At 38.8% G+C, this 25735-nt stretch carries 19 protein-coding genes; 12 read left to right on the top strand and 7 right to left on the bottom strand.

Annotation, left to right across the window (positions count from 1 at the left end; translation table 11 throughout):
• The 4 genes from QZU45_RS00335 to ptsP all read right to left on the bottom strand — a co-directional run.
• Positions 1-254: transposase (locus QZU45_RS00335; protein ID WP_295350181.1), on the bottom strand; the 254-nt coding region annotated here is incomplete at its 3' end.
• A 44-nt stretch (positions 255-298) separates the two neighbouring features.
• The gene (locus tag QZU45_RS00340; RefSeq protein ID WP_295350184.1) at positions 299-601 is read right to left on the bottom strand and encodes a hypothetical protein; all 303 of its coding nucleotides are present in this window, start codon (positions 599-601) and stop codon (positions 299-301) included.
• A gap of 317 nt (positions 602-918) precedes the next feature.
• Positions 919-2241 carry a four-carbon acid sugar kinase family protein gene (locus QZU45_RS00345; protein ID WP_295350187.1) on the bottom strand — a complete coding sequence of 441 codons (1323 nt, stop codon included), beginning with the start codon at positions 2239-2241 and terminating at the stop codon, positions 919-921.
• A gap of 107 nt (positions 2242-2348) precedes the next feature.
• A complete protein-coding gene (gene ptsP / locus QZU45_RS00350; RefSeq protein ID WP_295350190.1) occupies positions 2349-4007 on the bottom strand; it encodes a phosphoenolpyruvate--protein phosphotransferase in 1659 nt (552 codons plus the stop codon).
• 323 nt (positions 4008-4330) lie between these two features.
• Between ptsP and QZU45_RS00355 the strand changes: the two genes are divergently transcribed.
• The 11 genes from QZU45_RS00355 to QZU45_RS00405 all read left to right on the top strand — a co-directional run bounded on the left by QZU45_RS00355 (position 4331) and on the right by QZU45_RS00405 (position 18989).
• The gene (locus QZU45_RS00355; protein WP_295350193.1) at positions 4331-5209 is read left to right on the top strand and encodes an aldo/keto reductase; all 879 of its coding nucleotides are present in this window, start codon (positions 4331-4333) and stop codon (positions 5207-5209) included.
• Between the two features lie 70 nt (positions 5210-5279).
• Positions 5280-6683 carry a glutamate--tRNA ligase gene (gene gltX / locus QZU45_RS00360; protein WP_295350196.1) on the top strand — a complete coding sequence of 468 codons (1404 nt, stop codon included), beginning with the start codon at positions 5280-5282 and terminating at the stop codon, positions 6681-6683.
• A gap of 46 nt (positions 6684-6729) precedes the next feature.
• On the top strand, positions 6730-7101 hold the full coding sequence (rcsF, locus tag QZU45_RS00365; RefSeq protein WP_074840691.1) for an Rcs stress response system protein RcsF: 372 nt from the start codon (positions 6730-6732) through the stop codon (positions 7099-7101).
• A complete protein-coding gene (gene tsaA, locus QZU45_RS00370) occupies positions 7088-7804 on the top strand; it encodes a tRNA (N6-threonylcarbamoyladenosine(37)-N6)-methyltransferase TrmO (protein WP_295350200.1) in 717 nt (238 codons plus the stop codon). Before rcsF ends, tsaA begins: the two co-directional genes overlap by 14 nt.
• Positions 7798-9087: an NUDIX hydrolase N-terminal domain-containing protein gene (locus QZU45_RS00375; protein ID WP_295350203.1), complete on the top strand. Its 1290-nt coding sequence runs from the start codon at positions 7798-7800 to the stop codon at positions 9085-9087. The genes tsaA and QZU45_RS00375 overlap by 7 nt, the downstream gene beginning before the upstream one ends.
• 19 nt (positions 9088-9106) lie before the next feature.
• Positions 9107-9856: a phosphatase gene (locus QZU45_RS00380; protein ID WP_295001029.1), complete on the top strand. Its 750-nt coding sequence runs from the start codon at positions 9107-9109 to the stop codon at positions 9854-9856.
• A 332-nt stretch (positions 9857-10188) separates the two neighbouring features.
• Positions 10189-10776 (top strand): hypothetical protein, encoded by a 588-nt coding sequence (locus tag QZU45_RS00385; RefSeq protein WP_295350207.1) that lies wholly within the window; start codon positions 10189-10191, stop codon positions 10774-10776.
• Between the two features lie 2 nt (positions 10777-10778).
• The gene (tssK, locus tag QZU45_RS00390) at positions 10779-12134 is read left to right on the top strand and encodes a type VI secretion system baseplate subunit TssK (protein WP_295350210.1); all 1356 of its coding nucleotides are present in this window, start codon (positions 10779-10781) and stop codon (positions 12132-12134) included.
• Between the two features lie 38 nt (positions 12135-12172).
• Complete coding sequence (locus tag QZU45_RS00395) at positions 12173-12937, top strand: DotU family type IV/VI secretion system protein (RefSeq protein ID WP_295350213.1); 765 nt, start codon at positions 12173-12175, stop codon at positions 12935-12937.
• Positions 12938-12977: 40 nt separating this feature from the next.
• Entirely contained in the window at positions 12978-17498 is a 4521-nt protein-coding gene (locus QZU45_RS00400; protein ID WP_295350215.1) for a type VI secretion protein IcmF/TssM N-terminal domain-containing protein, read from the top strand.
• A gap of 12 nt (positions 17499-17510) precedes the next feature.
• On the top strand, positions 17511-18989 hold the full coding sequence (locus QZU45_RS00405; RefSeq protein ID WP_295350218.1) for an SH3 domain-containing protein: 1479 nt from the start codon (positions 17511-17513) through the stop codon (positions 18987-18989).
• Between the two features lie 95 nt (positions 18990-19084).
• Here QZU45_RS00405 and QZU45_RS00410 read toward each other — a convergent pair whose 3' ends face one another.
• From QZU45_RS00410 to QZU45_RS00420, 3 genes are read right to left on the bottom strand one after another with little or no spacing between them, the layout of a single operon-like run.
• On the bottom strand, positions 19085-20305 hold the full coding sequence (locus QZU45_RS00410; RefSeq protein WP_295350221.1) for a hypothetical protein: 1221 nt from the start codon (positions 20303-20305) through the stop codon (positions 19085-19087).
• Positions 20306-20330: 25 nt separating this feature from the next.
• Positions 20331-20723: a hypothetical protein gene (locus tag QZU45_RS00415; RefSeq protein WP_295350224.1), complete on the bottom strand. Its 393-nt coding sequence runs from the start codon at positions 20721-20723 to the stop codon at positions 20331-20333.
• Between the two features lie 41 nt (positions 20724-20764).
• Entirely contained in the window at positions 20765-24271 is a 3507-nt protein-coding gene (locus QZU45_RS00420; RefSeq protein ID WP_295350227.1) for a hypothetical protein, read from the bottom strand.
• Between the two features lie 924 nt (positions 24272-25195).
• On the opposite strand from QZU45_RS00420, the gene QZU45_RS00425 reads away from it, so the two are divergent.
• On the top strand, positions 25196-25723 hold the full coding sequence (locus tag QZU45_RS00425; protein ID WP_295350230.1) for a type VI secretion system tube protein Hcp: 528 nt from the start codon (positions 25196-25198) through the stop codon (positions 25721-25723).
• The last annotated feature ends 12 nt before the right edge of the window (positions 25724-25735 follow it).

The following is a 25735-nucleotide window of genomic DNA, read 5'->3' on the forward strand; positions in this document are numbered from 1 at the left end:
AGTGTATCTTTGCCATACTTCCTCACGAGTGTCTTTGATATCTGATGGTTTACATCTGACATCCAGCGGTTTTCTCGTCCGGATATAGCTTTTAGTCTTCGTCTTGCTGATTTTGTTCCTTTAGCCTGAAGCTCTCGTCTCAGCTCAAGGAATTTGTTTCGCTTTGTTGCAATCTTCTTTCCGCTTATAAATTCGGTCTTTCCTTCTTCATCATAGCTTACAGACAGAAAGCGTAAGCCTCTGTCTATTCCCACTATATGTTTTACATTCTCTTTTTTGAAATCTTCTTTTTCTCTGGTTACAGGAATATGCAGATACCATAGGCCTTTTCAAAATATTCTTTGAAATGTTCTCTCTCATAAGTACATTTGATTCTTTCACCAAGAGTGTTGATTGATAACAGACTTCCATTTTCAACAAAACTGTAATCTCTGTTGCGAACCAAATCTGTCTGAGGTCTGCTGAAAGACACCGGCTTAAAAAGCCATTCCAGTGTTTTTGGTATGCTCTGCCATTCGCCTTTCTCGTCTTTATAGCGGTATGGATGCTCTAAAAGCTGTTCTTTTACAGTGTTATATCTTGCAATAACTGTTTTGTACATGCCTGTCGATACTGCTCCGTCATCTGACGTAACAGTGTTTCCTGTTCTGAAGGTACATTAATTCTTATTTTTAATGTTTTTGTAAATATCAAAATAGTTTTCTCCAAGCCATATAATCCCTATATTCTAACAGTTATTGTAAAGAAATTCTTTAAGATATATTGCCTAAGTCGGCAGAGCTCCGCCTCAGACTATAAGTCTGAGGTTTCCGCTCTGCTATTTTTTTGATGAAAAAATATTATTTAATGGGCAGGAACTTACTCCATGCAGGAAGAAGAATGGTTCCTGCATGAAGGACAATTAAATCAGTTGGATTGTTAAATAGTGAGTTTACGCTTCAGATACTGAATACTGTCAGTGATAGTATTTGTATCTGTTGCAGATGAGGCAGAGGTCACACACTTTAATCCTGCATAGTCACCGTCTATCATTTCTCCATAGCAGGTAAGAGGAAGAACCTGCCCTAGGATCTTTAGTCCCATTGACTTTAATTCTCTGCAGGTTGCAACTGTGAATTCAGCTCCCTTGGTGTATAACGCTTTGATATCTGGTCGCTTTTCAAGAACCTTGGAAACGATCTGTCCATAGGCGGTGGCTATTATGTCAATAGCTTCTGCCTGTGTTCTGTTGGTTTTTAGCAGCATTTCCTGATACTCTGGAACTAGCTGATTATTGATTTCCATATTGTCCGATACCGCAAAAGCGATGGTAAACGTGTTGAATTTTGTAACAATTTCATCTACCACGCGATTTATTTCTGCATTTCTTCTCTGTAAATCTTCTAAAAGCTCAAGATTTCTTACCATTACAATCAGAACCTTTTCTTCAAGACGTAACTGTTCAACCTGAGCTGATATAAGCGGATTAACACCGCCAACAATTCCAAAAATCTTGGTTTCAGAGGCTTCCTTTGCAACATTCTTTGGTCTCATTACCTTTCTTGCCAGAGTTGCAGTAAATGGACCTGGATCAACTGCGATGAACTTAATTCCTGAAAGCAGGACTGCATCTGCAATCATATTGATATCTTCCTGAGAGGTACAGTCAAGAACGATTGCTCTTACTCCTTTTTTTGCCATTTTTTTTATTGTATTTGCAAGGTTTTCTGTACCCTTTAGATATTCCTTTAAGTGAAGAGCTTCTGCCTTATACTGAAATTTTTCTGTAAAAAGATCTGCTACTCTTCCTGTTTCTGCAGGGAAAAGATCTTCAAGGCCTGCAAGTGATTTCTGCAGAGGTTTACCGTCGACAAGAATATAACCACCGACATTGGTTCTCTTCAGCGCAGGGAATCCTGGAACCACAATTGCAACTCTATCGGTATCTCCCAAAGCATCTAAAAGAGCAACGGTTTCGGCACAGGTATTGCCTCTCATGGCAGGATCAATTCTCTTTGCGTAGATTTTAACTTCATCTGATTTTAAAAGTCTTGCTGCAGAGAACACCATCTGATAGCTCTGCTGATCAGTAAGATTTCTTGAATTTGTTGAGTAAACCAGACAGTCGTAGTCTGCTGTGAGAGGATCTTTCAATCCTCGTGCATTCATAAGGGAGCAAACTGAAGTTCCGTTTTTCTCAAGCATTGCTCCTACAGCGCTTCCGCCGGTAATTTCATCAGCAATAACTACACATTGAGGCATTTTTATCTCCTTTAGCCGTGTTCACTGCAGGTATTAGATTTTTATGTTACACAGTGACATCTGGCGAATAATCTTTATATTGGGCTGTATAGGTAATTTTTTTAGTATTAACCTAGGGTTGCGATTTTTGCTCTCAGGGTCAACACACTTGATGGAACCACTGACATTTCATCGATTCCTAGCTGAATCAGTTTTCCAAGGAAATTCTCATCAGATGCAAGTTCACCGCAGATACCTACCCAAATACCAGCAGCATGACCATTCTGAATTGTCATTTCGATAAGTCTGACAACTGAATGATGATATGGGTTTAGGTATTTAATCAGATCTGCATTCTGTCTGTCTGCTGCTAGAGTAAACTGTGTCAGATCGTTGGTGCCTATACTGAAGAAATCAACATAAGGAGCCAGTTCATCAGAGATTAGGGCCGCGGCAGGTGTTTCGATCATAATTCCGAATTCAACATCGTCCCTATATTCAAGTCCCTGATCTGTAAGTTCCTTTTTAACAACATCGATAATCTTTTTGGTTTCTGTAACCTCTTCTACTGAGGTTATCATTGGAACCATGATTGAAAGATTGCCGAAGACTGATGCTCTGTAAAGAGCTCGAAGCTGAGTTTTAAAGAGAGCCTTGTTGCTAAGACACAGTCTTATGGCTCTAAGCCCCATGGCTGGATTATCCTCGGGCTTTAGCATAAAGTATTCTGCGGTTTTATCTGCACCTATATCAAGGGTTCGGATGATTACCTTTTTATCTCCCATGCCCCTGAGCACTTCTTTATAGATTTCAAACTGTTCATCCTCAGTAGGGTAGTCATTTGACTGCAGATAGATATATTCACTTCTGAACAGACCTATGCCTTCGGCATCAGAGGCTTTTACCAGATCAATATCCGATAGAGAACCTGAGTTTGCGTAAAGTCTGATTTTCCTACCTGAACGGGTTTTGGTAGGAACTCCTCGGTACTCCTCAAGATGAGAATGCTGAGCATCGTCAGTCTTTTTGATTTCAGTGAATTTCAGGATGGTTTCTTCATCTGGATCGATATAGACAGTTCCGGAATTTGCATCAATAATTGCAAATTTTCCTTCATAGCGTTTTGTCAGTCTGCTGCCGATACAGACAACAGTAGGAATGCCCATGGTTCTGGCAAAGATTGCTGTGTGGGACCTGTCTGACCCCTTGGTGGTAATGATTCCTGTAACTGTATGCTGATCAAGCTGAACTGTTTCTGAAGGGGCCAGATCGTCGGTTGCCAGAATAACCGGACCATCACTTTCAATGGATATTCCCTTGCGTGAAATTTTTCCTGCATGCATCATCAGGATTTCATTGACGCGTCGAGATATATCAATGACATCAGAGGCTCTTCCTCTCATGTAGTCATTGTCCATTTCCAAAAACTGTTTCTCAAAACGTAAAGCAACTTTATGGACTGCGTATTCTGCGTTTGCTTTTTCTTTTCTGATAACGTCGTTAATGGATGATACATAGTCAGGATCATCAAGCATCATCTGATGAATCTGAAACAGTACCGCATTCTGTTCTCCAAGTTTTTCAAGAGAGGCATCATAAAGAGCTGCAAGCTGTGTTATGGCATGCTGTCTTGCCTTTTCAAAACGTTGACACTCGGCAGTGACGTTTCTGACAGTAACTTTATCGAATTCAGATGCTACTCTTTTGAGAAAACAGATTTTTCCAAAAGCAATTCCTTTGTTTGCTGTTGTACCTTTTAATGTAAGGTTGTGATGCTTTGCGTTCAAAATATCACCATTTTCCTGCTGACAGTTATATGTATATTCTTAAATTATACATTGGATTGCAGTTTTGCAATCAGATACAGCGCTATAAATAGGAAAAAATGTATACAAAACAAAGTGGATATATAGATTGCGTTTTTTTGGGGGGAAAAATAATATGAGTGTTGTTTAATATATTCTGCAAATTAAAATCAGTATCTTTGTCAAAAAATACAAATAAAGTCTGTGACCTTTTTTTTAATTAGTCAGAAAAGCGGTTTACGTTTTTTCTGTAATGTTAATAATAAAATAAAAACTTTAACGAATTTATTACATTAAGGTGCTTTATGAAAATCTCTAGTTCTGAAGATTCTTTTCTACTTTCTGACGGAAATAAAATCCCATGTATCGGCTTTGGAACCTTTGGCCTTGATAACAATAAAAAAGGCCAGGATATTATTAAGACTGCCATAAGTCTCGGGTACAGGCATTTTGATACGGCATCCCTTTACGGCTCGGAAGAAATTCTGGGAAAGGCAATTAAGGCTTCAGGCGTTTCCAGAGCTGAGCTTTTTCTGACCAGTAAGGTATGGAAAGATGATATGGCTCCTGGAGATATCAGAAAATCTTTTGACAGAAGTCTTCATGCACTTGGCACCGACTATCTTGATCTGCTTTTGATTCATTGGCCAAGAGCCAATGAAAATGATGAGGAGTGGGAGGAGCATCTATTAATGGCATGGAATACCTTTATTTTCTTAAAGCAGGAAGGTAAGGTAAAGTCCATTGGTGTATCAAATTTCCTTCCTCAGCACTTTGATGTTATTCATTCCTGTTCAGAAAAACCTGTAGTTAACCAGATAGAGTTCCACCCTGGATATATGCAGACAGGAACTGTTGATTACTGTCAGCGTCATTCAATAGTTGTTGAGGCCTGGTCTCCTTTGGGCCGTGGCGCTCTTTTAAATCATCCTGTAGTTGAGGAGATAGCTAAAAAGCATAAAGTAAGCACAGCGAAGGTTCTCTTGGGGTTCTGTCTTGCTCACAATGTACTTCCTCTGGTTAAATCCTCTTCGAAGGAGAGACTTAAGGACAATCTGTCTCTGTTTGATTTCAAGCTTTCAGAGGATGATTTATATGTTCTGCGCGGTATTGCTGAAAAGACCGGCTGGTCCGGACAGCATCCGGATCTGTCTATTCCAAAAGCAAAGGTTGGTGATTTTTAAATTGTGATTTTGAGCCCATATATACCTATTTGTGATAGAATGGTGCAAATTTTTTATATGGGAATTAATCATGACTGTTAAAACCAGATTTGCACCATCTCCAACCGGCTTTCTGCATGTAGGTGGCGCTAGAACTGCATTATTCTCTTGGCTATATGCTCAACACTGTAAGGGTGAGTTTGTTTTACGTATTGAGGATACCGATAGAGAACGCTCTACTCAGGAAGCAATCGATGCGATTATTGAGTCCATGAAATGGATCGATTTGAGGTGGGATGAAGGTCCTTACTATCAGACCAAGCGTTTCGACAGATATCGCGAAGTTATTGATCAGCTCTTAAAGGAAGGCAAGGCATATAAGTGCTACTGCTCAAAGGAACGCCTCGAGAAGATGCGTGAAGAGCAGATGAAGAATGGTCAGAAACCTCGTTATGACGGTCACTGCAGAAATGACCACTCAGAGCATGCTCCTGACGAGCCATATGTAATTCGTTTCCGTAACCCTGATGACGGTATTGTTGCTTTTGACGATATGGTTAAGGGCCACATCGAGGTTAAGAACAGTGAGCTTGATGATCTGATCATTCAGCGTTCAGATGGTACTCCTACCTACAATTTCTGCGTTGTTGTTGATGACTGGGATATGGGAATTACCCATGTAATCCGCGGTGATGATCATGTTAACAACACTCCTCGTCAGATTAATCTGTACAAGGCATTAGGCGCTCCTGTGCCTGTATTCTGCCACCTTGCAATGATTCTTGGTGATGACGGTGCTAAGCTGTCTAAGCGTCACGGTGCGGTTTCTGTAATGCAGTATCGTGAGGACGGTTATCTGCCAGAGGCTCTGGTAAATTACCTTGTCCGTCTTGGCTGGTCTCACGGTGATCAGGAAATCTTTACACGTCAGGAAATGATTGATCTGTTTACTCTTGATGCTATTACCAAGTCAGCATCAGGCTTTAACACCAAGAAACTTGAGTGGCTGAATGCTCATTACATGAAGACTCTTCCTGCAGAGCAGGTTGCAAAGGAACTTGTATGGCATCTGAACAGAATCGGCATTACCGATCTTTCATGCGGTCCTAAGCCAGAGGACGTTGTCCGCAATTACTGCGAGAGAACTCATACTCTGAAGGAAATGGCTCAGAAAGCAGCATGCTATTATCAGGATATTACAGAGTATGATCCTGCAGGTGTTAAGAAATGGATTAAGGAAGGCTCTGTTGATGTGCTTAAGGATTCTCTTGAGGCTCTTAAGTCACTGTCAGACTGGAATGCTCAATCCATTGACAAGGTTTTAGAGGAAGTCGCTGCTAAGCGTGAAATCGGCATGGGTAAGGTTGGACAGCCTCTGCGTATTGCTGTAACCGGCTCTGCAATGTCTCCTGGCATTGGCGATACAATGATGCTGGTCGGTAGAGATCGTACTTTATCTAGAATTCAAAAAGCTATCGAGCACTTTGGTGCTTAATTCTGATCAAGGCAGGTCTAACCTGCCTTTTTAATCCGGATAACTTATGAAATACATGTTTGTACTGGCAGCTTTATTTCTGTCTGCCTGCTCTAATTACGAGTTTAAGAGTAATTTAAATCCATCCAACTTCAAGGAGTATTTCAAGCCATCAGGTGTTACTGAATACTCTGAAGAGGAGCTGGCCGGTGTTCCTAACCGCAGCCTTGGTGTAGTTAGTGGTCTATCCTGTCAGATCAAGGATAGCGATGATGTTGCTACAGAGGTTAAGGCTAGAACAGATGCTCGTCTGAAAGCTGTTGACCTTGGTGCTAATGCTATCAAGTTTGGCAAGTGTGTAACATTAACAAACACTCCTGCATGCAAGGTTTCAGTAACCTGCTATGCTGATGCTCTGGTTGTTAATGACAGAAAATAATGAATTATCCATTTCTCCAATAGGCTTCATAAGAAGTCCCTATAAGGAGAAATTTGCTGTTCCAAGGCAGCCTGGCCTAGCGCCTGATGCTGTCTCTGTGATTGAGTTTTACCCTCCATACAATGATGAACTGGCTTTTGAAGGTATAGACGGGTTTTCTCATATTCACGTGATCTTTCTTTTTGACAAGATCGACTATAAGAAATTCAAACCAAAAGTTCGTCCTCCTCGACTTGGAGGAAATGTCTCAGTTGGAGTTTTCTCCACCAGATCTCCTTTTCGTCCAAACCGCTTAGGACTCTCTATTTTAAAAATTCATAGAGTCATAAGGGAAAAGGGCAAGGTTAGTCTTGAGGTCTTAGGTGCAGATCTAGTTGATAATACTCCAATAATTGATATAAAACCTTATATTCCATTTGTAGACAGTGTGCCTGAAGCTGTAGGCGGATTCGCCAGCGCACCTCCTCCTATGTTTGAGGTCATATTTGAGAATGATACTGAATCTGTATTAAGAAAACTTGGAGAACAGAAATTCAGAGCAATCTGTCAGACGTTATCCCAGGATCCTCGTCCCGCATACAAGGATGCAACGGATGATAAGGTTTATGTCGTAAAAATCTACAGCTTTTCAATAAGTTTCATTGTTAAAGACAGCAGAATCCACGTTTTCAGTGTGAATGACAATGGAGAAACTTCATGCTAGGAAGATACTCTCATGTACTGTTTGATTTAGACGGTACTATTTTCAATACCGAATATGCTTACACCAGTGCACTATATGACGTACTTAAGGCAGAACGTCCTGATACAGAGGAAACCTATGAATCCTTAACCAGATTTATGGGCTCAACCGCAGAGAATACCCGTATTGAACTGAATCTGCCGTTTGAGGATACCAAACGTTTATCTGATGCGTGGATTGAGCGCGTAAAACTTTATGAGGATTCAATCAAGCCCTTTGATGGGATTATGGCTGTAATCAGGTATCTGCATGATCATGGAATAAAGCTTGGTATTGTTACTTCCAGAGCTAAAACGTATGAGAATGTCCTCGGTGAGATAGCTTCTCCTCTGCCATCAGTGCTTAAACCATACTTTACTTATTCAATCAGTGCCTCTGATGTTGAGAATCCTAAACCAGCTCCTGATTCAATCTTAAAATATATGGAGATAACCGGAGCAAAAAGAGAGGAAATCCTTTTTATTGGAGATACGCTTTCTGACATTGAGTGTGCTCATTCTGCCGGAGTTGATTTTGGCCTTGCAGTCTGGGGGGCTAGAATAAAGCGTTCAATTATGTGTGCCCATTATTTTATGAACCCATGGGATATTATCAAGGTTATCTTTACACATGATGATATGAACTATCAGTGGTACAGATGGGCTAAGGAAATTCAGGCTATAGGCCAGATTGGTCTGACCTACTGTACTAACGTTTTTGATATCGAGCGCTTTGAAAGATTACGTGAGATTTCCTGTGAAATAATCTCAACCATGACCGAGACTCCTTTTGAAAAGGTCAAAGATGTAATCTGTATGGATAAAGGCTACATTACTCCTAAAATCGACACCAGAGCAGCTGTTTTCAATGAGAAAGGTCAGATTCTTCTGGTTAAGGAATCAAAAAACGGTTTATGGTCTCTTCCTGGTGGCTGGTGTGATGAAGCAGAATCAATTATTTCCAATACCGTTAAGGAAGTGCGTGAAGAGGCTGGAATGCTGGTCAAACCGTTAAAATTTGTGGGAATGATTGATAAGAGTAAATGGAACAAGTCATCACAGCCATTTCATATACTTGCCTCTTTTACTGTCTGCCTTGAAGGGGAAGGGGAATTTACTCCAAATTCAGAAACTCTTGAGAGAAGGTTCTTCTCTGTAGAAGAGGTTTCTGATGAAATGCTTAGACTTGGAACAACCACCACAGAACAGATAAGAATGTGTTCCGAAGCCTTTAATTCTAAAAACTGGGTTCCGGTAATAGATTAGGATATAAAAGGATAGAATTATGCAGTTTTTTATTGATCTTCATACGCATACCATTGCAAGTGATCATGCCTATTCAACCATTGTGGAATGTGTTAACTATGCTAAGAACAATGGTATTGTAATGTTTGCCACAACCGATCATGGTCCTGCGCTTGAGGATGGCCCCCATCCATGGCATTTTAACAATCTTAAGGTGGTTCCTAGGATTTGCGATGGAGTTGCAGTGTTGCGCGGTATTGAAGCCAACATTGACCGCAACGGAGATATTGATGTAACTCAGGGGCAGCTGGATAAGGTTCTGGATATTGTTCTTGCAGGTTTTCATCCTTCAAATCCTCCGTCAGATGCAGCCGCACATACCAGAATGTACCTTAAGGTAATTGAGTCTGGGAACGTTGATGTTATCTCTCATCCTGGCTGTGCAGCCTATCCTTGTGATTATGAACAGGTTCTTCTGGCTGCTAAAGAGCATAATGTTGCAATTGAAATCAATTCCTCCTCAGATGTTAATACCCGTTTTGGCTCCCATGACAACTGCGTTGAGATTGCAAGACTGGCAAAGAAAATCGGTAATACTATCGCCATTGGTTCTGATGCGCATATATGCTATTACATGTGTAATTTTGAGCCTTCAATTGAAATTATCAAAAATGCAGGTATTACTGAAGAGCAGATTCTCAATACCTCTCCAAATAAGGTTTTGGACTTCCTGGAATCAAGAGGTCACAAACCAATTCCTCAGATAAGAGAATTCTTCAAAAACAGATAGTTCCATCTATCTGACTTTGCAAATCTTAACATCCTGTCCCAAAATCTTACCTTTGAGACAGGAGATCCTTTCGTTAAAGTTGAGTTTCCTGTTAAAAGTTTTCATAAAACTTATTTTTTAACCTCGTCTTTTCTTTTGCTGTTTTATTGATCATTTTCTTAAAAATCTAGGGTTTATTTAATAGATTTGCGATAAAGATCGCCCTGCATTTATGCAAAGTCTTGATTTAAAAATTATATTAGAAGTGGTGAGTTGTATTTTTTGATAACGCTTATTAAGCGCCTAACAGCAAAGAACTTCACTTATATTTTGGCTTTATGGTGGGATTTAAAATGTCAAAATTGAAGTATATAAAAATAATCTCGTCAGAAGTATTTTTGTTCTGTGGACTCTATCTTACAGGCTGTTCCTCAAGTACGCCTACAAGTGATATTGGAATATATCTGAATGAGGATGTGCAGGATTTTTATGGTTACTGTCCGACACTTGAAGTTGATATAGCTGGACTGACAAAGGCAGAAGAGAAAAGACTTGCAGGCTATGATGTTGACAAGTATTTCTCCCCTCCAGAGCAGTTCCGTAAGAGCCTCGGTGCGGTTACAGTTAAATTTTCTGACAAGGATATGGTAGGAAAGGTTTTACCTAGCGGTGATGATATATGGGACAAATGGAATGACAAGGGAGTAACCCACATTGCCATCATAGCCAATCTGCCACTTGTAAATACGATAAAAGATGTACAGGCAGATCCAAGAAAACTGATTATTGATCTTAATGAAAAATTCATAAGCCCTGGTTCTCATTACATTGTGATTGGAGGCAGTGGCGTTGTTGAAGTTAGAAACGAACCGAAGGATCAGAAGACAGTCAAGATCAGCGGTGTAGAAAAGCCTAAGAAACAGGAAAAGACGGATAAGTAATTATGAGATTTGAAGAACAGGTTCACTGGAGTGAGGGGCTATTTATTCAGCCTCAGCACCTGCAGCAGATGCAGGCAAGTTTAATTTCTCTTGCAAGAGTACAGAGAAAAATTAGCGTTCCTTTTGATTATGGCTTTTACGATCTTGAACTGGATCCGGAAGCTCTCATAACCAGACGTGTTGTAATAAAAAGATTTTCTGCCGTAATGCCAGATGGAACTGAAATCAGTATGCCTGGTAACTGTAATGTTGAGACTTTAGAGCTGACCATGGAAAATTCAGGTCAGACCGAAGTTAATGTTTATCTGACTGTTCCTATTCGCTCTACCATTGGTGCGAATCTGGTGAGCGAAAATAAATCCAATGGGCGTTATATCTTAAAAGAGAATCTTGTTGTCGATGAGAACACCGGCGAGAATGAAATTCCTTTAATTTCAAGAAATATCAACGCATTTTTGCTTACTGATGTAAAAAATGCAACAGACTGCTCTTATATTCAGCTTTGCAAATTACGCTGGGTATCAATTAACGCTGGACAGCCTTCACTTCAGATTGTAAATGACTACATGCCTCCTTTTGTGTCTCTAAGTCAGGACTGCCCTTTACTTAAAATAGCAAGTGAACTTATATTCCAGCTCAAGGCAGTAAAAAATAGTATTCTTGATCAGTTTGATACAGATATATTTGATCCAAATAATCTTTCAGGAGCAAAGCTTCTGCAGTTAGCTACATTAAGAATAGTAACTCTGTATTCAAACCGTTTTGATTCTGAGCTTGTTCCTGGTCGTATAACAACTTATACCCTGTATCTAGAGCTGGTTTCTCTGCTCTCAGAACTTGAATCTCTGACACCTAGCTCAATGTATAAGCCAATTCCTATATATGATCATGATAATTTAAAACCAGTTATTGAGTCTCTTCTAAAGCGAATCCGAGATATTCTGCTGCGAGGCGGTGTCAGCTCTGCCTTGGCATTTGAATTCTTTGAAAAGAATTCTGTGCTGCAGCTGGATGATCTGGACGAGAGAATATTTGAGGCCAAGGAGCTTTTCCTTGCAGTTCAGTTTACCGGCAATCTGCGTGATCGTGTAAATGATATTGAAATAGGAGATAACTTCCGTCTAATTGATAAGAAGTCGTTATCCGATCGTATCCGTGGAGTCAAGTTGCTTGAAATTCGTAATCCGCCACAGTATCTGCCTAATATAGCGCATACTCTCTGGTTTAAGCTTGACTGTGATAGCTCTGAGAGAATTTGGAAATATATTAAAGAGGAGAAGAATATGGCAATAGATTGTGCAGGTGCTCTGTTCCCTAATTTAACAGCAACACTGTACGTGGGTGTTGATACACATTAATGTTTTAATGTAATTATTTTTATTGAGGATAAAGGATTATGGATCAGAAAATTGAATATATTCTTAATCCTATTTTTAAAAAGATCTGCGAATACTATTCTTTTAAAAAAAGCGGATATGAGGTTCCTAAGGAATTCATTCTTTCAGAGTTAAAGAATGAACTGACTAACATTAGTCACAAATGTGCTTCATATCCTATTCTTCAGCAGCAGTATTCTCAGATTGAGAAGCCTCTAATATTCTTTATTGACTACTCCATAAAAGAAGGCGGCTTTAGCTATTCAGATAATTATCAGGAAATAGCTAGAACTTTCAATGAATTCTCCGGAGATGAAAAATTCTTCGATCTGCTTTCTGATTGTTTAAGACGAAGTGATGACGAAGCAGTTGCAAAACTTTTCTACATTATGATGGGACTTGGTTTTGACGGTTCTTACAAGAGAAACCGAGCTGATGTTCTTGATATTATGAAGAAATGTGCTGAGCAGGTTAATCTTGGTCCTGACTTTCATAAGGAAAAGATTTCTCCAGACATAATTATTGAAGAGGATTTTGAAGCGGTTAATCCTGATAAAAAAGATCTGTTCAGACAGTCAAAGTTTTGGATACTGCTATTTGGTGGCTTAGCCTTTCTTTCATTTGTAATTAACTGGATTAGCTTTGCTTCCTCAATCTCCTCATATGTAGATGCTGTTGACAGAACTACATCTGCGGCCATGAGTAAATCCAGTATTAAAAACACTGGCCTGTATGAGGAACTTAATGACAGTAATTCTCATGAAGATGGTCAGGACGGACAGTAGAGAAAACATCATAGCTAACATAATAAGAGAGTAATCAGGTATGAACGAAAAAGAAGTTACCTCTCAGGGGGCGGATGTCGGTTTTATAATGGCTCATCCAATATGGACAGTAGTGATCATTCTGGGAATTATTATTTTTATATTCCTAATGATCAGATTTGTTTTCTTCCTTAACAGAAAACGTCAGAAAACTGTTGAAGTTGCTTCTCTGAAAAAAGACCTGATGATCTGGTCAAGACTGTCTTCTTTTGTTCGTGGCGGAAAAGAGACCGATAAGGCAAAGCTTGAGCTGAATAACAAGCTGGTTACAATTGACAGTCTGTTTAAGGACTGTTCTACCATTCTCAAGGTCAATCGCAAGCTGTACCGTCATAATCTGACATGGCATCTTATTGTAGGTGAACCAAACTGTGGTAAATCTGTTCTTCTTGAGAAATCCGGTCTGGATTACAATCCTTCCTTTAATGAAGGAAAGGATAAGCCTCCAGTAAAGTTCTATATCAATTCAAAAGAAGTTGTTGTCGATGTTTCTGGAAAGGTCTTTTTTGATAACTGGGCAGGGGGTTCAAGTGCAGAATGGAACTACATCTGTAGCAAGATAAGAAAGGCCAACAGGAGAAAACCTCTTGAATCGATCGTTGTTACGATCTCTGCTGAATCCCTGATAGCAGACAATAAGGAACTAACCTTGAAGAAGGCTCATCTGATTGTGGATGAACTGCTGCATCTGGCTTTTGTTCTTCGAATGAATCTGCCATGTTACGTGGTTATTACAAAACTTGATACAGTCTTAGGCTTCCGTGAGTATTTCAGTGTGGCCAATGATTCTATCACTAATCAGATTGTGGGTTATCAGCCAAAGGTTGAAGACGGTTTCTTCCACTCTGACGATTTTAATATCAGCTTTGATAAGTTAGTTCAAAGACTTAAGGCTGGCGCGGTAAATCAGCTGATGCGCCCGGATGTGGTTGATCTGACCAACAAAAATGAAAGCAGAATGCCTCTTACAGGAAATATCTACTTATTTGCTGATGGCGTTAGTGAGCTTAAAGATAATCTGATCATATATCTTGAAACTATTTTTGGTTCCAATTCACTTAGAGGCAGGGCTATTCTTCCTTTTAAAGGTGTTTTCCTTACCTCTGCAGAGGATAAGGGTTACTGTCTGAGTAACCGTTTTGCTCAGCTGCAGAATTCAACCGTGGATGATGCTCCAATAGTTGATAATAATAAGCTCAGTTCTGCATTTTTTATTAAAAAACTGTTATCTCTAAAGGTATTTGGAGAAAAGAAAGATGCTATTTTCACCAAACGTGAACTCTTTATCAGAAATCTTCCTTTCTATTCCTGCTGTGGCGGACTTATTCTGATTTCACTTATTTACTGGTACGGCACTCTGTTTAAGGCTGGTGAATTTGAAAAGAAACTAGAAGATGGAACTTTTTATTATCAGGAACTTGCTAAGGATATTGAATCTGGCGCTGTAGATTCTGCTCAGCTGTTTTCGGTCAACGATGATGGAAAAGTCATTAGGAATTTTGATATTCCGATGCCAAACTCAAACTCCATCTCCAGATTGAATTTCTTTTCACAGGCTCAAAAACGACTTGTCAGACCTGTAGATGCACCATGGCAGTTTTTCCCTCAGTCAATGGTTCATTTTGACTGGAGTAATGACAGCATCTATGGTGACAATTACTTTATCTATGACTATATTCAGACTAAGATGGCATTTTTCCCGGTTGTCGATATAGTTGAGTATAATATGATTAAGTATGGCCATGAGCCATATGACGAGCAAAAAACTGACGCTCTGTTCAATCTTATGGATATCTCTTTCTTTAATTTATACCACAAGAATGTCTATAAGAATGATGCCTACTCTTCCTCTATTATGAAATCCTTTATTAAATGGATTCTTCCTTCCTTTACAGAAGTACAGTCATCACAGTTCGAGTATTTCATCCCTGAGTATGATTATTCAAATAATACGACCAATTCTGCGATTGTACTGGATGAGAATTATTCAATTGCATGTAAGGCTGGTATTGAAGGTTTGGTTTCCAACTGGAGAAATTTAGGAAATTATTCAAGTCATAATTTTATCCAGCTGAACTCTTACATTAATGCGGCAAATGACATGCTCAATTCTTATGAAGAGCTTGAAGAAATTGCAAATCAGGATTACAAGGAAATGGAGTATGAGCATGTAAAGAGCATGGTTTATCGTGCACGTGCCGCAGCCTCCATGTATTTGACAAAGAGCCCTGTTATTGATGAACTAATGAAGTATGCGACTGTTGATACCTCTTCATCTATCAAGAGTACTCTGATTGAACAGACAGAAAAAGTTATTGGTGAAAAAGGTAAAACTGATGCTAAGATCGAAGTAAATCCGTTTTCATCCAGACTTTCATCTGCATACAGTTCATATAAGGCCTTGCTTGATAGAGATTTTGGTCAGCTTAAGAATTTTGAGAATAAACTGCATATTCTAGATGATAATGCCGGAGGACAGACTGTCCATTTTGGAGGTGTCGATTTTTCAAGCTTTGATACTGTAAAACATCAGGCCTTAACTTTAATCGATTATAAGAATGAGGAAATGAAAAAATCTCTTATCAAGATTAATCAGTCCCAGCTGTTTACACGTGATAAGAAGACAAAAACACAGAAAAAGAATGACACAGATAAATCTTCTGAAAATGACATTAATCAATACAACTATAATCTTTTAAGACAGATTATTCAGTTATCAAAATTATCTGTAGTATCTGGAAAAATGGAGCAGTGGACCTTAGATGAGCTTGATAAAAATACCACCATTCTTGATAGTGAATATGAGCGTAATATAGAGAATTTAACGTCTATTTTGAACGATCATCAGGGAAATGAGCTGGTAAATCACTGGATAACTAATGCCAAACGTCTTCTTGCTGCTGATTATTCGCTGCAATATGTGGATATCATAAAGCAGCTTCAGAATCTGTATCCATATGATGAATCAGAATATAAGATTCTTTCTAATCTGTCAGTAATAATTGCCAAGGATGAGTTAAACCGCAGTGAGGAACTGAATATTAAGTACCAGTCTGCAAGAGAGGTCCTTGGAGACTTTAAGATTAGAGATGAATATAATCCACAGGTATTCTTCCGTTACTTTGAGCCACTTGTTTTCATCAAGAAAGCTATGGAATCAAAGTCTAAGGAATTCGTATTTGCAAAACGTGTTCTTGCCTCTTCTTCAAGACTTAAGAAGATTCTGAATGCTTTTGCAACTTATTCTTCAAGCTATATGAAATACTGGTATCACCTGCCTGATACTGTTCATATGACAGCCAACAGCTATGCTGAATTCTATGATATAAGTTCAGATCTTAAAGCTTATATGGTGAATAATGAGCTTCAGCGTCTTTATACAGACAGCTATGAGATTATCACCAAGATAGATCCGATAATGCTGAATAAATCAGATGTTGAGCTCAGAAATAACTTTTTGACACAGCTTGACTCTCGTCGTAAATTTATCGATCTTGATTTTATTGATATCTGTAATGAAACTCTTACGGAGTGGAGCCTCCTGTCTGGCGATGCTACATATGCCAATAACCTGGTTATGCAGATGTCTCAGAAGGAGGTCAATGAAAAACTTCTGAATCTGAGCAAACCTCCAAAGGGCAATGCTTATATCCCTTGGTGGTCAGATTTTACAAAACTTGGTGTTAAGCTCTTAAAGCGAGATGCATCACACGAGGCCAGTCTCTCTCTGATGCAGTTCCAGTCTGAGTTAAAGGTATTCCCTATTGTAAAGGATGCAGATCCTCAGGAAAGAATACTGAGCAAGAACGATATCAAGAGTCTTCTGGTTATCTTTAAATCCTTTGGACTGTCAGATACTTCATCAGAAAAGGCCTCAGATCCTCTTGCAGCTTTTGCAAAACAGAATGATGTCTTAAAGAAGAATGATGATCTAAAGAGTCCTCTGATTTTCAGTCCTGAAACAAACAGACAGGCTGATTTCAAATCCTGGGCTTCAAGTATTTCCAATATCCTGGGTATCCTTTCTGGCAGTGGAAAGAATATGCAGTTTAAGATTGGTCTAGTTGACGCATCAGATCAGAGCCGTCTTCTGACAGCTCAGAACATCAACAGTGAGCTTGCAATTGCAAGATATCGTTATTTCGATATAACAGTAGGGGAGGGTAAGACTACACAGAAACTTCCTGCATTTGTAAACGGAAATAAGAATATTGCAATTTCTTCTGCTCCTATTGATAACAGTGAGATTGTTTTCAGATTCTATCGCTTCTCAGATTCTGCCGATCCTGACTGTCAGGTGGTAATTGATGGCGGATATCCTGCTTTGCAGCTGTATCTTGATGAAAGGGGAGAGTATAACGAGGATACAAAATCAACCTTTGTTCCTATTGAGATTGTTCCTGATGAAGGTGAGCCTAGTGTATTCTTCGTATCACTGGGAATTGTCGGAAAGCTTCCAACTCCTGAGGAATGGCCTGGTTCCGATAACTGGCCTGCAGCGGATAGTTTTGCCAATTACTAAGGAATGTTGTGCATGAAGATTTCCTTTAGAAAAACTGTAATATGGCTAATTATGGTCTCCGGAGTTCTGCTTTTGTCATCGTGCGGTTTATTTGATGAGAAAAAAGTGGTCAATCCGGAGATTGTTGGAGATAACTCCAATGATGATCATTATGTTTCTGACTCCGTAAATCAGAAGACTATCTCTGCTGGAAAGCTTTTGGATGATATCAATTCTGGAATACAGAACAGACTTCCATCTGGATACAACCTTATAAGGTTTCCTCAGAAATTCTCAAGCGTATTCATTAAACAGACTGTCAGAGAACAGCAGTCTCAGGCCTATAGCTTAGCTGAGGCTGGAGCTGTAAACAAGGCAGGGCCTCTCAAGGAGACCTCCATTAAAAGAATGGTACAGAACTGTAATATAGAATCTCTTCCGGATTCTATGAATTCAGCCTTTGCAGTAGTAACCAAAAAAACTCCTCTGCTGCTTATGCCATCTAACGATGTCTGGCATAAGGATAAGAAAACTAAGGACAGAAATCTTCTTCATCTTGATTACCTGTCGATTGGTGATCCAGTTGCTGTTTTGTCTGTAAGTGCGGATAAGCGCTATTATCTGGTTCAGACCAGATACTTAAGGGGCTGGGTTCCAATTGTAAATCTTGCTTTTACCAGATATTTAAGCTGGCTAAAAGTAGTAAAGCCATCCGATTTTGCTGTGGTTAAGTCGCCTGTTTATACAATTACTCTAGGAACAAAGGATAAGAAAACCTATGATTATGACATGGGTGATGTAATCCTTCTTGATACCTCAAAATCAACCTTTGAAAAACCAGTTGGACTGCTTCCTGTAAATGCTGGAGGGGTATTATCCTATAAAAATGCAGACTTATCCCCTGAGAGAGTAAATGTTGGTTATCTGGATTTAACACGAAAGAATATTCTTGCTCAGGCTCGTATGTATAAGAATCTATCCAGATCTGAATACGCGTATCTTCCTGAGCTTTATTCAAATTCACGCATTATTGCAAGGTCCTATCGTTCTGTGGGTGTCTATATGCCTCTGGATTTTAATTCCATGAAGTCCGCATCTCCCAAAACAATTGATCTTGTAGGAATGCCTTATGAGCAGAGAATTAGTGCATTTTTGCATGCTAAACCAGGCGATCTGCTCTTCTTTGATAATGATGTTGCACTATTCTACGGAACTCTTCCTAGATACTCCAAAAATATCAGGGATGTTATAGCCTATTTGTATGTTGATACGGTTGTGAATGAGATTGACTATAAAAAGGTCGAGAAGAAATACAATAGAATTATGGTATCTGATTTGAGATATCAGAGACCTTCTGGGCATACAGCTCTCAATGAGGTGGAGTTTATAGGTCAGTTCTTTACTCAAGATGTAAAATCATCCCATTCTACAGGCGGTGTAGTCACTTCTACCTCAAAGAATCAGGAAGAATACGATCCTCTGTATATCGATGAACTTGAGGTAAATAAGTAAGATACTTTCCAAATATTGAGATTAAACTGCGTTTAAAGCAAATCTGGTAGCCGAAGCTACCAGATCCAATTTCAATAAATAGAATATACTCAATTCTACTTAAATCTGTTGATAACAGGTTTCACTGGTGTAGCTTGAGGTTTGTCATTCTTAGATGCATTTGGTGTTTCTTCAGCCTTTTCCTCTGTCAGACCAGCCTCTTTTTCCAGATTTGCATAAAGATTCAGTTCTGCATGAGGAGCTTTTCCTTCTTCAACACTCTTACTCCAGTTATTTCTTCCGGCAGCGACCTCATAACCGAGCTTAAAGTAGGTCTCATATCTTTCCTTTAGCTTTTTCTCTCCTCCAGGAGCCAGAGCAAGCATCAGCATCAGTGAGTTGATTCCGTTGCCAAGCAGTCCTGCAGGAGTTTTTACTACAGTTGTTCCCTTTGGAGCAAGATCACCAAAACTCCAGAAAGCCACAAGTGACAGTAATCCCTCAGGTGTGTCTGGGCCTTTGTTACCGATTTGTAAACAGTTATTAGCGTTGTCCTCATCTGGAGAAACTATATAGCTGTATACGCTATCCAGAGCAGAGCGTTTATTCTTAATCTGAGCTTTAAGATCAACCTTTGGTAAGGCAGCTTTGATTGTTTCTATTGTCTCTTTTCTGGATGCCTCGATTTTATCCTGAAGCTCTTTTCTTGCCTTGGTAATAGGACTGTTTTCTATGTCAATAACGAAATCCTGACCCTGATTTCTGATCATTTTTTCGCAGGCTGCATTTAGTAGATCAAATAAATCCTTTCCATGTTCTTTTCGAATTTCGCTCATTACAATTTCGATAGCTTCTTCACAGTCTTTTCGAATTTCAGGATCAATGTGTTTTATTCTTTCCTGGTGATCTGCAAAGGCCTTATCTCTGTAGTTTCGAAATTCTGCTAGTTTCTGATCGACATCATAAGGTGGTTTTTCTGGCTTCTTGGCCCAATCTGGAAGAGAGAATGGCTTTGGTTTACCAATATCCTCAATATCGCGAGGTTTTGCTGGCGCTTTTTTTAGCTCCTTGAGTAAATCCAGAACACAGATATATGACCACCAGACCGCAGCTCGATTATGAAGATTGTAGGCAAGAAAAGCACAGGCATCCTTGTACTCTTTCTTGTTTTCAAGTTCATGCAGAAAATCCTCACTGTTTGGATTATTTTCTGAAATTTCGAGAAGGTCGGTGGTTGCAGGATACATTTCCTGCTCAACAGCTTCGTTTACAGTCTGGTACTTTAGAAGTACCAGGTGTTTATTCATCCATTCAAGCTGATTTGATACATTAGCCATGTTATAAATTTACTCCGTATGTTTTTTAGTTCATCTTTAAAGCTTTGGTTGCGATTTCTGTTGCACCGGCGCTAGTCTGTAGAGCTTTTGCTTCTGACTCAAGAGCTTTTGCCCTGTTCTTATTTGCCTCAGCGTCAGTTTGAGAGGCTGCAACCTCACCGCCTTGAGCTTTGACATCATCCTTAGCAAGAGAGCCTTCGTTAGAATTACCCTCAGCTTTCTTTTCATCAAGAACAGCCTTATCATCAGTTGGTTTGGATTCTCTGTCTCCAGAAGGATCACTTTCTTTGATATTGGAAGCAAGAACTGATTCCAGTGCTTCTTCAGCAATTATCATTGCTACGCCGGTTGCTATATCGGTTGCCAGACTTTGACCAAGTGCTTTGAGCTGTTCTTTACTTTCTTCTGTCAGTGCCATAATTCTGCTCCTATTTATTCAGACGTTGTATAAATAAACAACTAAACTACAGGTCTTGCTTTGACTTCAGTAATTACACTATCTTTCTTTGTTGTTGATGATATTGTTATAGCTCCTCCTGAAACAGCAACCTTGGCAGGTTTTAATCCCCAGACATTAGCTCCAACAACAGCGTGAATAGCAACTGTATTTAGGGCGTACTTAAGGCTTGCAAAAACATATTTGATATCCTGAGCATTATTTTTTCCTACATGGCCTTTTTTCTCAAACCAGTTTCCATCTTCATCTGCCATTTTCCATATTTCATTAACAATTCCCATTGCTTTGGAAATTAGATCTAATGCATCGCAGATAAAATCGCAGGTGTCAACGACAAAACGGCAAACAGTTCTTGAATCTGCATCTTTTGCTTCTTTCAATTCGTTTTCTGCGGCTTTCTTCTCTGCAGGCGTTGAAGCATTTGTTACTTTATTCTCAGCTTCTGTAACTTTTGTATTTGTACCATCTGTAGCATTGTATCTTTTATCTTTATATCCAGCTACGCCTCCTTTCCTTTCTTGTTTCTCTTCGTCCCATTTACCATAAAAGTAGTTAGTAAACACGTTTCCGTTAACATAAACGCCCATTGCCTCATTAAGAACAGGGAATAACACTCCATCTAAGATTCCTTTTTCATACTTTGAGGCGTTAGGGCCAACGTTAACAGCGATGGTATTACCCAGTTCTGAGACTAAATCTTCATCGAATTTTATGACACTTAGCATTGCTTTAGGCAAGGTTGTTGTTGCTAGGCTAGTTTCGTTACCACTAAGTCCAGATACACCCTTACTTACTTTGAATCCTGCTCCAACTCCGTCTTTTACAGCTGCGGCAAATTTGCCGGTTATATTAACCATTGGTGCTTTTACGCTTGTACCTTCAAAAGCATCTAAGGATATAGTTGAGCCAAAACTTGCCAGAGAACCGTTTGCAAATGGCATAGAACAAGCTTTCATAGATGAAGGAGCTATGGAGAAGGTTGTTCCTGCGCATCCCATCTTGATACTTCCTGGAGAGGTCATGGTAATTGATCCCGAGCCAGTCAGGGAAGTGGACTTAGATGAAGATATATTTATATTCTTAGCATTGATGGTTACGGTTCCTTTTGCGTTAATTTCCAGATTTCCGTCATGATCAATTTTAAATACATCATCGAAGCCTTCTGAAGTATTTTCTGGATATCCTATTTCTCCTATGAATTCGCAGGTTATTGCTTCTAGACCTTTTAGCGCATTTTGATATGCAGCATTCTTTTCCTTCTGCTTTTTGTCAGCATCTTTTTTCTTATCGTTTAGTGAGTTTATTTCATCATCAATTTTCTTGATCTCCTTCTGCTTTTTTTTCAGATCGTCACCAGTAAGAGTTTTTTCAGCTATTTCTGCTATCTGTTTATCGTTATTTTTAATTTTTATATTGCTTTCTATTTCTTTTAGAGCGCTGTCTGCTTCTTTAAACTCTTTCTTTGTTTTTTCCAAAAGTGTTCTTATTTCAGAACAGCGAGCTTTTATTGATTCAGCTTTTAATGGTTTGCAGTCTTCAGTATTCAAACCTCCAAGATAGCTTGCATTGATAGCTTTTGTTCCAGAATAATCCTGATAATACTTATAGGTGTTATCCTCTTTAACTAAGGCTTCGACAAGAGATGATTCTGTTCCATCCTGAATCTTATTTTTAACGTATTGCTTTATATCGGTATTTTTTTCTAGAGCAAGTTTTGAAATGCCAAATTTGCTTTCGTCAACCTCATATCCTTTAATTCCGGTATTTTTACTGTTATCCGTAGCATCCCATACGTGAACACGTGCTCCGTGGCTATGGGTTGCAAGTCCTTTGATTGAAGCTAGATTATTGTTTCTTTCCACTTTATCAGCTTCGCTAACTGTATCTGAGGCTCTCTGGGAGAGGAAGCTGTGTAGATAGTAATTATTATTTCCTGAAATAATCAGAACCTTTTGTCCAATACGAGGAATATTAAATATTTCTTTATTATATATTGTAGAGGTTAATTGAACCTGAACCGGCTTGCTGTGTCCTGAAGGCAGAGCGTAGAATAGGCTTGGGCTCTTGGTATTATCTCCTGCACAGATACAGATAGAGCCGGCCAGTGGTTCCTTTAAATCAGGAGAGTCCTTTGGTGCTGGCCAGTTTCCAGAGTAGTTGCCTTCTCCATCAGTTACAACAGCTTCTAGTACCATTACGTTATGGTGTGAAGCGTGAACTGTAATTTCTTTATTTACTGATACATTTTGCTCTTCAACTGGTGTGAAGTCAGTAAAGGAACCTGGTTCTTTGTTCTGATCCAGCTCATATGCACAGATTGTTTCCTCGATGCTAGGCTCATGTTTTTTGCTGGTATTGAAAACAGAACTGTCTAAACCTGCAAGAATGTGCAGATCAACATTATCAACAATAAGTTTCACTTCACTGTCAATGTAGTTTTGAGCCTTAATAACAGTTCCTGGAACGAAGATAAGATGTGATGCTGTAAGCCTGTAGCGCATCTTTTCTCTGTCTGTCTTGTTATTCAGATTTTTCAGGTTCTCAATTTCTGAATTTGTCTTTGATGCAATAGCATTTTTCTCTGTAGTAGTGGAGTAGATAAGGAATTCATTGTTACTGTCGAATGTGGCAAGATCTTCATTATTTACATCGATACTGAATGAGGTTAATTTAGGGGATCCACTATCAGACTGATCGCAGGTAACTTCAATATCGTAATTTAGCTTATCTGAGTTTGAGTCATCAAAATAGCTACTTATAACTCCATTACTCTTGCTGACTCCATAGCCCTTGCTCAGGAAGACCTTTATTATTTTTTTTTCCTTGTTATCTGCATGAATAATGTTGAAATTGAGGCCGAAATCGGTAAGGATTTTTCTTAAGCAATACAGTGGAGTGTAATTTCCGATCTGAATGCACACATTGTCAGGAAGAGATGAGAAAAGCTTCTTGTCTTTTGAATCTAGCAGCTCATACTGGATTGATAAAAAAGTACTGTCTTTGTAATCTTCACCATAGACAACTTTCTCTGGCTTACTTAGGAACTTCTCCAGCTTATCCTGAAGTTTTCCATAGGTAAGATCATGATATTTGTAATTGTTTCCTTTGAGAAGTTCGAATGGGGAGGCGAAATTAATCTCGAAAATATTAGCAGGCTTGCTGTCGGTCTTGGTAGTCACATCCATGGTTTTACCAAGAAATTTTACTGAAGAGATTAGTCCGTTCACTACTCGCTTAAAGCTGTAATTCTGTTTTATTTGCTTATCTTTGTTAGGAGCATGCAGATTATCAAGAATCTCCACCTCGATATTAATCATTTTTCCTATGAGTTGCTGTAGTTCAGACGCTTTTAGTGAGTTTGTCGCATAGAAGAACAGTTTTCCGTAATACAGATCTGATATTCCTTCTTTCATAGAAAACTCATAAACAGAGTATGAAGGAAATATAGCCTGCCCTTCAGTGAGTTCAGGAGTAATGCTGAAATAAATAGACTTTAGCTTTGTATTCATCTTATATTCCCTCGAAAACTGATTCTATATACAAATTAGGGCTGCAAGTGTACTAGTTGCTATGCAGATACAGTTCAATTCGCATATTTCAATCATAGTTGAGAAAAATAAACTAAACAGTTGCCTTTTCTGCATTTTTTTCTAAATAAAATCCTCAAAGATCACATATGTAGAAAAAAATTCGATTATCCTTAATAATAGGTAAAAAAATGTGTGTGATATGTGACTATTGTCAAAAATATGAAAAGTAGTGAAAATATTAAGAAAAACTTAGTCAAGATGTAAAATGCTAAAAGCATTGGCTTGTCTATATATTCTAATTGAAATATTCATTTCCTTTAATAAAGGAATAATCATTATTTTGTCTTTGTGATGTTTTGGTTGGTGACAATTACCGAATTCTATCTTTTGTGTAATGCATGATAATCAAGATGGGCTTGATCTTTCAGTTTTTTTCTTGAAACTTATAATACGCATATATTTACATAAGCTTTTTGTCATATTTTTAAGATTATTTGATCTACTTTTTGTATTTTTACTGTCTAGCTGAAAGAAAAGTATTTTACAGAAAATTATTCTTACAAAACAAAAAACTAATACATAAAATTGGTTCCTCACCTCCTTTTTTTTTTAAACTTTTATATTAGAAAATATGTGACTATCTTCATATATTTTAAAAGTAGTTAAAACAACAGGAAAAAATGATCTATATTGTGTAATAACAGAACAACATTATTTTGATAATGTTTCTTCTGCCGGTGACTTTAAGGAGAAATATATTCTTGTTGAGATTCTCCGATGAAAATTAAGAAGGCAGATTTTTAATCAACAGTTTTTATTTTCATGTAAATGAGATTAAAAACTTTTTTAACGGTCAAACTTCAGCTCTTTTAGAGCAGTGATGATCATAAAAGGAGATTTATTATGGCTTCAGATTTTTTTGTAAAGATTGACGGCATTGATGGTGATTCCAACGATAAGGGCCACAGCAAGTGGATCGAGCTCGTTGCTTTTTCTCATGGTTCTGTTCAGAACGTTGGTGCCGGAAGAGCTACTGATGTATCAGGTCGTGGTGCTTTTGAGCCATTCACTTTTGTTCATCTGATTGACAAGGCAACTCCAAAGATTCAGCAGTTCTGTATGTCAGGTCAGAAAGTAGCCAAGGTTCAGTTCCAGGTATGCCGTGCTGTTGCCGGTAAGCAGGAACCTGTATATGAGGTTACTCTTGAAAACGTGAAGATTTCCAAGGCATTTGTCAAGTCAGTAGTTTCTGGCGGAAACGGTGCAGACTCTCTGATTAACAGCTTCCAGGGCGCAGACGGTGCATACCTGCCTTTAGAACAGGTAGAGCTGGTAGCAGGCAAGATTACCTGGAAGTACACCGCTATTAAGCCTGATAACACCAAGGATGGTGCAGTAGAGGCAAACTTCAACCAGATTGAGAATGCTTAATCTGATTCTTGG

The organism is uncultured Succinivibrio sp. (genome assembly GCF_902756765.1).
Classification (GTDB): domain Bacteria; phylum Pseudomonadota; class Gammaproteobacteria; order Enterobacterales; family Succinivibrionaceae; genus Succinivibrio.

Excerpts from the sequence above, each read along its gene's own strand:
- QZU45_RS00340 (WP_295350184.1), bottom strand. The coding sequence starts at position 601 with ATGTACAAAACAGTTATTGCAAGATATAACACTGTAAAAGAACAGCTT.
- QZU45_RS00345 (WP_295350187.1), bottom strand. The coding sequence starts at position 2,241 with ATGCCTCAATGTGTAGTTATTGCTGATGAAATTACCGGCGGAAGCGCT.
- QZU45_RS00355 (WP_295350193.1), top strand. The coding sequence starts at position 4,331 with ATGAAAATCTCTAGTTCTGAAGATTCTTTTCTACTTTCTGACGGAAAT.
- gltX (WP_295350196.1), top strand. The coding sequence starts at position 5,280 with ATGACTGTTAAAACCAGATTTGCACCATCTCCAACCGGCTTTCTGCAT.
- rcsF (WP_074840691.1), top strand. The coding sequence starts at position 6,730 with ATGAAATACATGTTTGTACTGGCAGCTTTATTTCTGTCTGCCTGCTCT.
- tsaA (WP_295350200.1), top strand. The coding sequence starts at position 7,088 with ATGACAGAAAATAATGAATTATCCATTTCTCCAATAGGCTTCATAAGA.
- QZU45_RS00375 (WP_295350203.1), top strand. The coding sequence starts at position 7,798 with ATGCTAGGAAGATACTCTCATGTACTGTTTGATTTAGACGGTACTATT.
- QZU45_RS00380 (WP_295001029.1), top strand. The coding sequence starts at position 9,107 with ATGCAGTTTTTTATTGATCTTCATACGCATACCATTGCAAGTGATCAT.
- QZU45_RS00385 (WP_295350207.1), top strand. The coding sequence starts at position 10,189 with ATGTCAAAATTGAAGTATATAAAAATAATCTCGTCAGAAGTATTTTTG.
- tssK (WP_295350210.1), top strand. The coding sequence starts at position 10,779 with ATGAGATTTGAAGAACAGGTTCACTGGAGTGAGGGGCTATTTATTCAG.
- QZU45_RS00395 (WP_295350213.1), top strand. The coding sequence starts at position 12,173 with ATGGATCAGAAAATTGAATATATTCTTAATCCTATTTTTAAAAAGATC.
- QZU45_RS00400 (WP_295350215.1), top strand. The coding sequence starts at position 12,978 with ATGAACGAAAAAGAAGTTACCTCTCAGGGGGCGGATGTCGGTTTTATA.
- QZU45_RS00405 (WP_295350218.1), top strand. The coding sequence starts at position 17,511 with ATGAAGATTTCCTTTAGAAAAACTGTAATATGGCTAATTATGGTCTCC.
- QZU45_RS00410 (WP_295350221.1), bottom strand. The coding sequence starts at position 20,305 with ATGGCTAATGTATCAAATCAGCTTGAATGGATGAATAAACACCTGGTA.
- QZU45_RS00415 (WP_295350224.1), bottom strand. The coding sequence starts at position 20,723 with ATGGCACTGACAGAAGAAAGTAAAGAACAGCTCAAAGCACTTGGTCAA.
- QZU45_RS00420 (WP_295350227.1), bottom strand. The coding sequence starts at position 24,271 with ATGAATACAAAGCTAAAGTCTATTTATTTCAGCATTACTCCTGAACTC.
- QZU45_RS00425 (WP_295350230.1), top strand. The coding sequence starts at position 25,196 with ATGGCTTCAGATTTTTTTGTAAAGATTGACGGCATTGATGGTGATTCC.